The sequence below is a fragment of the Pseudomonas sp. XP2 genome (assembly GCF_053557975.1).
The window spans coordinates 148,705-158,174 of record NZ_JBNRIK010000007.1 but is presented as its reverse complement, the minus strand read 5'-3'; the positions used below and the strand labels follow the sequence as shown (position 1 = coordinate 158,174).

At 63.5% G+C, this 9,470-nt stretch carries 5 protein-coding genes; 2 read left to right on the top strand and 3 right to left on the bottom strand.

Translation table 11 applies throughout. From position 1 onward, the window contains the following. Positions 1–77: 77 nt before the first annotated feature. The 3 genes from zipA to ACK1VC_RS10785 form a co-directional block, all read right to left on the bottom strand. Positions 78–971: a cell division protein ZipA gene (gene zipA, locus ACK1VC_RS10795; RefSeq protein WP_016488354.1), complete on the bottom strand. Its 894-nt coding sequence runs from the start codon at positions 969–971 to the stop codon at positions 78–80. A gap of 205 nt (positions 972–1,176) precedes the next feature. Then, positions 1,177–4,665 carry a chromosome segregation protein SMC gene (smc, locus tag ACK1VC_RS10790; RefSeq protein WP_102688969.1) on the bottom strand — a complete coding sequence of 1,163 codons (3,489 nt, stop codon included), beginning with the start codon at positions 4,663–4,665 and terminating at the stop codon, positions 1,177–1,179. A gap of 3 nt (positions 4,666–4,668) precedes the next feature. Continuing rightward, entirely contained in the window at positions 4,669–5,328 is a 660-nt protein-coding gene (locus ACK1VC_RS10785) for a GntR family transcriptional regulator (protein WP_016488356.1), read from the bottom strand. 268 nt (positions 5,329–5,596) lie between these two features. On the opposite strand from ACK1VC_RS10785, the gene xdhA reads away from it, so the two are divergent. Further along, positions 5,597–7,051, top strand: coding sequence for a xanthine dehydrogenase small subunit (gene xdhA / locus ACK1VC_RS10780; protein ID WP_449117953.1), 1,455 nt, complete (start codon positions 5,597–5,599; stop codon positions 7,049–7,051). Next, on the top strand, positions 7,044–9,443 hold the full coding sequence (gene xdhB, locus ACK1VC_RS10775) for a xanthine dehydrogenase molybdopterin binding subunit (RefSeq protein ID WP_016488358.1): 2,400 nt from the start codon (positions 7,044–7,046) through the stop codon (positions 9,441–9,443). The genes xdhA and xdhB overlap by 8 nt, the downstream gene beginning before the upstream one ends. The last annotated feature ends 27 nt before the right edge of the window (positions 9,444–9,470 follow it).

Here is a 9,470-nt window from a genome sequence, read left to right as displayed (position 1 = left end):
CCGGCGATAGGGCCGGGTCGGGCAGTAACTCCCGAACCGACCAGCACGCCCTCAGGCTGCTCTTTCGTCTGGATCTGTCAGCGCTTCTGGGTCAGCGCGCGGCGCTCGAACTCGACGATGCGCTGGCGGTAGTGCTCGATGGTCTGGGCAGTCAGCACGCTGCGCTGGTCGTCCTTGAGCTCGCCGTTGAGTTCGTGGGCCAGTTTGCGTGCCGCAGCGACCATCACGTCGAACGCCTGCTTCGGATGACGCGGGCCCGGCAGACCAAGGAAGAAGCTCACAGCGCGGGTGCTGAAGTGGTCGATATCGTCCAGGTCGAACACGCCTGGCTTGACCGCATTGGCCATGGAGAACAGCACTTCGCCGTGGCCGGCCATGCTCTCGTGGCGGTGGAAAATGTCCATTTCGCCGAAGCGCAGGCCGCTTTCCAGAATGTTCTGCAGCAACGCCGGGCCCTTGAAGCCGCCTTCGTCACGGGAGATAACACTGATCACCAGCACTTCCTCGGCCGGTGGCAGCTCCTTGACGCTACTGGCAGGCGCTGTACCCGTGCTGCTGCGGGTGTTGTCGGCGGCAAAGTCGTCATTGCTGTCAGCAAAAAGGTCGGGCTCGCGCGTGTCGGCACTCAGGTTCAGGTCACCCTGCTGTACATCAGCCGCTACGGTGGCGCGCTTGTTGCGCTTGCTGGCCTTGGCCGGCTTGGGCTCGCGTTCGCGGTCACGCGAAGAGGCGCTGAGCGACGGCAAGTCGCTTTCGTCCAGCTCAGGCTCCTTGTGGGCGTCCAGCACGCGCGACGGGCCGAGCACTTCGGCGCCGCCACCCTCTTCTTCCGGCAGGTTGGAATAACTGCGATCCAGACGGAATTTCAACTTGCCTTTCCCGCCGCGCATGCGGCGCCAGCCGTCGAAAAGAATCCCGGCAATGACAATGATGCCGATGACGATCAGCCACTCGCGCAGACCGATTTCCATGTAATCCCGTGCCTCTATAAAAATATGCTTGAAAACAAAGGGTTCAAAGCCCTTTAACACGTGGCGCCAACTCTATGTTCTGACAGGCGTTTTACCCACGCAAAAAACGAGTGACATTAAGCTAGCACGACCAAAGACAACTTTACACCGTCTGTCGCACATGACGGGGGCATTTCGCTACAGAATGTGCCCGCATCGTCGCGCATCAAGCGTCGACCATGGCCATGGCCGCCTCCACATCAACTGCAACAAGGCGTGAGCAACCGGGTTCATGCATGGTCACCCCCATCAATTGGTCCGCCATCTCCATGGCAATCTTGTTGTGCGTGATGTAGATGAACTGCACGCTTTCACTCATTTCCTTGACCAGGCGCGCATAGCGCCCGACGTTGGCATCGTCCAGCGGTGCATCGACCTCGTCGAGCATGCAGAACGGTGCGGGGTTCAACTTGAAGATGGCAAACACCAGCGCCAAAGCGGTCAGTGCCTTCTCGCCGCCGGACAGCAGATGAATGGTGCTGTTCTTCTTGCCCGGGGGTCGCGCCATGATCGTCACCCCTGTATCGAGTAAATCTTCGCCCGTCAGTTCCAGATAAGCGCTGCCACCACCGAAAACTTTTGGGAAAAGTGCCTGTAATCCGGCATTTATCTGATCAAAGGTATCCTTGAAGCGGTTGCGGGTTTCCTTGTCGATCTTGCGAATGACGTTTTCCAGGGTCTCCAGGGCTTCGACCAGGTCGGCGTCCTGCGCGTCCAGGTAACGCTTGCGCTCGGACTGCTGCTGGTATTCCTCGATGGCGGCCAGGTTGATCGCACCCAGGCGCTGGATGCGTGCTTCAAGCTGCTCCAGCTCCTGTTCGGTACCCTGCTCGCTGGCCTCGGCCTCCAGCGTGGTGAGCACGCCTTGCAGGTCGTAGCCATCGGCCAGCAGCTGTTCTTGCAAGGTCTTGCGTCGTACGTCCAGCCCCTGGCACTCCAGGCGCAATTGCTCCAGTTGGCCGCGCAGCAACTGAGCTTGCTGCTCGGCCTGGGTGCGGCGCTTTTCGGCATCACGCAGTTCACGGTCGGCTTCGTCCATGTGCAGGCGGGCCAAGCGCATTTCCTCGTCGACGCTCATACGCCGCTCCAGCAGCTCTTCGAGCTTCAGGCGCAGTTCTTCCTGCGGGGCCTCGCCCTCCTCCAGGTTCAGGCTCAGTTGCTCCTGGCGCTCGGTCAGGCGCGCTGCCTGCTGCTCCAGGCGCTCCAGGGCCTGACGGGTGGAGTCGTGCTGGGCGCGCAGCGAGCCCAAGCGCACGGCCAACTGGTGGGCGTGGTCCTTGTGCTGGCGGGCCTCTTGGCGCACCCGGTCGAGGGCTTCGCGCAGGGTGTCGCGGCGAGCCATCAGTTGCTCGCGCTGCTCGGTGTCCTGGGCCATCAGCTCCAGGGCCTCCTGCAGCAGCAGGCGCGCTTCGCCTAGCTGTTCGTGCTCCACGGCGCGCTGCTCTTCAAGCTCGGCCAGTTCTTCAAGCAGGCGCCGACGGCGCAACGCGACCTGCTCGGCTCGGGCGCGGCTGGCCGAGAGCCTGGCATTCAGTTCGCCATGCAGACGGTTTTCTTCCTGGGTACGGCGGCGCAGCTGTTCGCGCTGCTCTTCCTGGTCCAGCTGCTGCTCGCGCAGGGCCTGCAACTGTTGCTCAAGCTGCTCCAGTGCCGCTTCCTGCTCCTGTTGCTCCTGCCCCAGGCGCTCGATTTCCTGGCCACGCGCCAGCACGCCGCCTTCAGCTTCACCACCACGGCGCACCCGCAGGAAGTGCCGGCCAACCCAGTAGCCATCGCGGCTGACCAGGCTCTGGCCTTCGCCAAGCGACACGCGCTGCGCCAGTGCCTGGGCCAAGTCCTCCACAGGCTTGACCTGGCCCAGCCAGGGCGCCAGGTCGATGCGACCTGCGACCTTTTCCAGCAGGCTGCCAGGCAACGATGAACCCTTGCCGCTGGCCTGCAGCAAACGCAGCTCACCTTGCTCAAGGCCTGTGAAATCGAGCGTATCGAAATCATCCACCAGCACCGCCTGCAGATCGGCGCCAAGCACCGTTTCTACTGCCAACTCCCAACCCGGTTCTACGCGCAAGCCTTCAGCCAGGCGTGGCTGTTGCTCCAGACCTTGGCCTTGCAGCCAGCCTGCAGCACCCGCGCCCGGTTCCAGGGCGGCCTGCTGCAAGGCTTCGAGCGAGGCCAGACGACCACCCAGGCGCTGCAGGTCGCCCTGCGCCTGCTGCTGGGCCTGGGTGGCCTGTTGCAGTTGCTCGCGCGCGCCTTCCAGGCGCTCGACCACCTGTTCTTCGGACAGCTGCAATTCTTCCAGCAGCATTTCACTGCTGGCCAGTTGCTCGGCCAGTTCGAGCATGGCGGCATCCTGCGGGTCGCTCCCCAGTTGCTCGCGCTCCTCGCCCAGCTTGCGCTGGCGCTCGGCCAAACGCTCCAGGCTGGCTTCCAGCTGTTGCAGGCGCGCCTGCTGCACTTCGGCCTGGCGACGTGGTTCGGCGGAGCGGCTGTTGAAACTGTCCCACTGTTCCTGCCAGCCGTGCATGCCCGCCTCGGCTTCCTCAAGGGCCGCAGCGGCCTCTTCGGCGGCGGCCAGGGTCATTTCCTGCTCGGGCTCGAGCATGGCCAGCTCTTCGCCCAGGGTGGCCAGCAAGGTGCGGTCGTGGCCCAGGTGCGATTCGGTCTCCAGGCGCGTGCGCTCGGCTTCCTTGAAGTCGTCCTGCAACTGCCGCAGGCGCTGCTGGCCATGCTGGATACTCTGCTCGACCCGGGCAATATCACCGGCTACCGAGTAGAAGCGGCCCTGCACCTGGTTGAAGCGCTCGGATAATTCATGATGGCCATCGCGCAGGCGCTCGATACTGGCATCGGCATTGCGCTGCTCGGCCACCAGTGCTTCATGGGACACACCCTGGTCGCCAATCACCGACTCGCGCTGGCGTACCTGTTCGTCCAGGCCGCGCCAGCGCAAGGCCGAAAGGCGTGCCTTCAACTGGCGTTCCTGCGCTTTGTACTCGCGGTACTTCTCGGCGGCCTGGGCCTGACGGTGCAGGCGCTCCAGCTGGCGCTCCAGCTCTTCGCGCAGGTCGGTCAGGCGCGCGAGGTTTTCCTGGGTGCGGCGGATGCGGTTCTCGGTTTCGCGGCGCCGCTCCTTGTACTTGGAGATGCCGGCCGCTTCTTCGATGAAGTTGCGCAGTTCCTCGGGCTTGGCCTCGATCAGCTTGGAGATCATGCCCTGTTCGATGATCGAATAGCTGCGTGGTCCAAGGCCGGTACCGAGGAAAATATCGGTGATGTCACGCCGCCGACACTTGGTGCCGTTGAGGTAATAGCTGTTCTGCCCGTCGCGGGTAACCTTGCGGCGGATCGAGATTTCGGCATAGGCGGCATACTCGCCGACCAGGGTGGTTTCGCTGTTGTCGAACACCAGTTCGATGCTGGCCTGGCTGACCGGCTTGCGGCCACTGGAGCCGTTGAAGATGACGTCGGTCATCGACTCGCCGCGCAGGTTCTTTGCCGAACTCTCGCCCATCACCCAGCGCACCGCGTCGATGATGTTGGACTTGCCACAGCCGTTGGGGCCGACCACGGCCGCCATGTTACTGGGGAAATTGACCGTGGTCGGGTCGACGAACGACTTGAACCCGGCCAGGCGAATGCACTTCAGGCGCATCGGTCAGCCTCGGGCCAGCGCCGCCAGCACCAGTTCGCAGCTGCGCTGGCCGTAGGCAGTTAGCACCTCCCGGATGCGTGGCAGGTCGCGGGCGACCACGGCGTCGAGCAGGCGGGCGAACAGGTCCAGGTAATCGATCATGTTGGCCTGGCGCTGGTCCAGCGACAAATAGTAGGCACGGCTCATCGCCGGTTGCAGGTTTTCCACGGTTTCCTGCAGGAACGGGTTGTCGGCGAACGGATAGGCCGCGCGCATCACCGCGAAGCTCTCGGCGACAAACGTCTTGATGTCGAGCTGGTCATGGGCGCGCTGCAAACGCTGCTGAATATCCAGAAACGGGCGCAGGTCGGCATCGGTGCGCCATTTTTGCGCAACCGCGTTGCCCAGCAGGATGTAGAACTCGCCCATCAAGGAACACAGGCTACGCACGCTGCGCTCGTCCAGCACGGTCACGTGGGCACCCCGGCGCGGCAAAATCGCCACCAGGTGGCGGCGCTCGAGGATCAGCAGCGCTTCACGGACCGAGCCACGGCTGACGTTGAGGGCCAAGGTCACCTTCTGCTCCTGGATACGCTCGCCTGGCGCCAGCTCGCCGCGGATGATGCGTTCGGCCAGGTAATCGGCAATCTGCTCGGAGAGGCTGTCCGGGGCCTTGAACGTCATGGTTTTCCTTCAAAATCATTGAACTGGGCACAAGGGGCGGATTGTAGCGTACTTGGGCGGTAATCGCGCAGAGGGGCCAGGCGGTTTATTTGACCCGCCAGACAGCCGCGCGCCCGGCGCGATCTATGCTTGTTGTATGGGCAACGTGTTCGGCCGGGCGGCTACACGCGCAATTTCTTGACCTTTGAGTCAGAAAAATATTGACCTGCTGGACAGGTGTTGCTTAGAGTCCGCCCAACAACAATAAAACCATTGCGAGGCTATCCCCGTGATCCAGTTTCTCGTCAACCAGGAGCTGCATAGTGAGCACGCCCTGGACCCGAACATGACGGTGCTGCAGTACCTGCGCGAGCACCTGGGCAAACCCGGCACCAAAGAGGGCTGCGCCAGTGGTGACTGCGGCGCCTGCACCGTGGTCGTCGGCGAACTGAGCCAGGACGAGCAAGGCAACGACAGCCTGCGCTACCGCAGCCTCAACTCGTGCCTCACCTTTGTCTCGTCGCTGCACGGCAAGCAACTGATCAGCGTCGAAGGCCTCAAGCATCAGGGCCAACTGCACAGCGTGCAACAGGCCATGGCCGATTGCCACGGTTCACAATGCGGCTTCTGCACCCCTGGCTTTGTCATGTCGCTGTTCGCCTTGCAAAAAAACAGCAGCGGCCCGGACCTGCACCAGGCCCAGGAAGCCCTGGCCGGTAACCTGTGCCGTTGCACCGGCTACCGCCCCATCCTCGAAGCCGCCGAGCAGAGCTGCCGCCAGTCCTGTCGCGACCAGTTCGATGCCCAGCAGGCGCAAACCATCAGCCGCCTCAAGGCCATTGCACCGACCCAGACCGGCGAGCTGAACAGCGGCGACAAGCGTTGCCTGGTGCCGCTGACCGTGGCCGACCTGGCCGACCTGTACAGTTCACACCCCGAAGCCCGCTTGCTGGCCGGCGGTACCGACCTGGCCCTGGAAGTGACCCAGTTCCACAGGACGTTGCCGGTGATGATCTATGTCGGCCACGTGGCCGAGCTCAAACGCATCGAAAAAACTGCCAGCCACCTGGAAATCGGTGCTGCCACCCCGCTCACCGACTGCTACGGCGCACTCCACGAGGAATACCCGGACTTCGGCGACCTGCTGCACCGCTTCGCCTCGCTGCAGATCCGCAACCAGGGCACGCTGGGCGGCAATATTGGCAACGCCTCGCCCATCGGCGACTCGCCTCCCCTGCTGATTGCCCTGGACGCGCAGATCGTACTGCGCCAAGGCGAGCGCCAGCGCACCATGGCGCTGGAAGACTACTTCATCGATTACCGCATCACCGCCCGCCAGGACAGCGAGTTCATCGAGAAGATCATCGTGCCTCGCGCCACCAATGACTGGGCGTTCCGCGCCTACAAAGTATCCAAGCGCCTGGACGACGACATTTCTGCCGTGTGCGCGGCCTTCAACCTCAGCATCGAAAACGGCGTGGTCAGCGGTGTGCGCATCGCCTTCGGCGGCATGGCGGCCATCCCTAAACGGGCCCGCGCCTGCGAAGCAGCGCTGCGCGGCAAGCCGTGGAACCAGGCCGCCATCGAGCGGGCCTGCCAGGCCCTGGCCGAGGATTTCACCCCGCTCAGCGACTTCCGCGCCAGCAAGGAATACCGCCTGCTGACCGCACAAAACCTGCTGCGCAAGTACTTCATCGAACAGCAAACGCCGCACATCGAAACCCGGGTGACCGCTTATGTCTAACCATCACGTAGCCAAGAGCCAGGCCGAGATGGCCGAGCTGTTCAGCCAGGACCTGACCACCGGGGTTGGCCGCAGCGTCAAGCACGACAGCGCCGACAAGCATGTATCTGGCGAGGCGCTGTACATTGACGACCGCCTGGAATTCCCCAACCAGTTGCACGTCTATGCGCGCACCGCCGACCGCGCCCATGCGCGTATCCTGCGCATCGACACCACGCCGTGCTATGCCTTCGAGGGTGTGCGCATCGCCATCACCCACGAGGACATCCCCGGCCTGAAAGACATCGGCCCGGTGGTGGCCGGTGACCCGCTGCTGGCCATCGACAAGGTCGAGTTCTTCGGCCAGCCGGTGCTTGCCGTTGCGGCCCGTGACCTTGAAACCGCGCGCCGCGCGGCCATGGCCGCCATCGTCGAATACGAAGACCTGGAGCCGGTGCTGGATGTGGTCGATGCGCTGCGCAAGAAGCACTTCGTGCTCGACAGCCACACCCACCAGCGCGGTGATTCAGCTACCGCCCTGGCCAGCGCCCCGCACCGCATTCAGGGCACCCTGCACATCGGCGGCCAGGAACACTTCTACCTGGAAACCCAGATTTCCTCGGTAATGCCCACCGAAGACGGCGGCATGATCGTCTACTGCTCCACGCAAAACCCCACCGAAGTGCAGAAACTGGTCGCCGAAGTGCTCGACGTGCCGATGAACAAGGTGGTGCTGGACATGCGCCGCATGGGTGGCGGGTTTGGCGGCAAGGAAACCCAGGCCGCCAGCCCTGCCTGCCTGTGCGCGGTGGTGGCGCGCCTGACCGGGCAGCCGACCAAGATGCGCCTGCCACGGGTCGAAGACATGACCATGACCGGCAAACGCCACCCGTTCTATGTCGAATACGATGTGGGCTTCGACGACAACGGCCGCCTGCACGGCATCAATTTCGACCTGGCCGGCAACTGCGGATACTCGCCCGACCTCTCCGGCTCGATCGTCGACCGCGCCATGTTCCACTCCGACAATGCCTACTACCTGGGCGATGCCACCGTGCATGGCCACCGCTGCAAGACCAACACCGCCTCCAACACCGCCTACCGCGGCTTTGGCGGCCCGCAGGGCATGGTCGCCATCGAGCAGGTGATGGACCATATCGCCCGCCACCTGGGCCGTGACCCCCTGGCCGTGCGCAAGGCCAACTACTACGGCAAGACCGAACGCAACGTTACCCACTACTACCAGACCGTCGAGCACAACATGCTCGAGGAGATGACCGCCGAGCTGGAGGCCAGCAGCGACTACGCCGAGCGACGCGAGTCGATCCGGCGCTTCAACGCCAACAGCCCGATCCTGAAGAAAGGCCTGGCGCTGACGCCGGTCAAGTTCGGCATCTCGTTCACCGCCACCTTCCTCAACCAGGCCGGTGCGCTGATCCACATCTACACCGATGGCAGCATTCACCTTAACCACGGCGGCACCGAGATGGGCCAGGGCCTGAACACCAAGGTGGCACAGGTGGTGGCGCAGATCTTCCAGGTGGATTTCAGCCGCATCCAGATCACCGCCACCAATACCGACAAGGTTCCCAATACCTCGCCGACCGCCGCCTCCAGTGGTGCCGACCTGAACGGCAAGGCAGCGCAAAACGCTGCCGAAATCCTCAAGCGGCGCCTTACCGAGTTCGCCGCACGGCACTATCAGGTGACCGAGGAAGATGTCGAATTCCGCAACGGCCATGTACGCGTGCGCGACCAGATCGTCAGCTTCGAGCAACTGGTGCAGCAGGCGTACTTCGCCCAGGTGTCGCTGTCCAGCACCGGGTTCTACCGCACGCCGAAAATCTTCTACGACCGCAGCCAGGCACGCGGCCGGCCGTTCTACTACTTCGCCTTTGGCGCCGCCTGCGTGGAGGTGATCGTCGATACCCTGACCGGCGAATACAAGATGCTGCGCGCCGACATCCTGCACGACGTGGGCGATTCGCTGAACCCGGCCATCGACATCGGCCAGGTGGAAGGCGGCTTCATCCAGGGTATGGGCTGGCTCACCACCGAAGAACTGGTGTGGAACGCCAAGGGCAAACTGATGACCAACGGCCCGGCCAGCTACAAGATCCCGGCAGTCGCCGACATGCCGCTGGACCTGCGGGTGAAGCTGGTGGAAAACCGCAAGAACCCGGAAGACACCGTGTTCCACTCCAAGGCCGTGGGCGAGCCGCCGTTCATGCTCGGCATTGCGGCCTGGTGTGCGATCAAGGATGCTGTGGCCAGCCTGGCTGACTACCGCGTGCAGCCGAACATTGACGCGCCGGCGACACCGGAACGGGTGCTGTGGGGTTGTGAACAGATGCGCAAGGTAGTGGCTGCAGCGCAACCTGAAGCCCCAGAGTTGGAAACTGTGACTCAGTAACGCCGCTCCTACACAAAGCCGACCGCG

What these genes read in the sequence shown, in the direction of transcription:
- zipA (WP_016488354.1), bottom strand. Translation starts at nt 971, where the DNA reads ATGGAAATCGGTCTGCGCGAGTGGCTGATCGTCATCGGCATCATTGTC.
- smc (WP_102688969.1), bottom strand. Translation starts at nt 4,665, where the DNA reads ATGCGCCTGAAGTGCATTCGCCTGGCCGGGTTCAAGTCGTTCGTCGAC.
- ACK1VC_RS10785 (WP_016488356.1), bottom strand. Translation starts at nt 5,328, where the DNA reads ATGACGTTCAAGGCCCCGGACAGCCTCTCCGAGCAGATTGCCGATTAC.
- xdhB (WP_016488358.1), top strand. Translation starts at nt 7,044, where the DNA reads ATGTCTAACCATCACGTAGCCAAGAGCCAGGCCGAGATGGCCGAGCTG.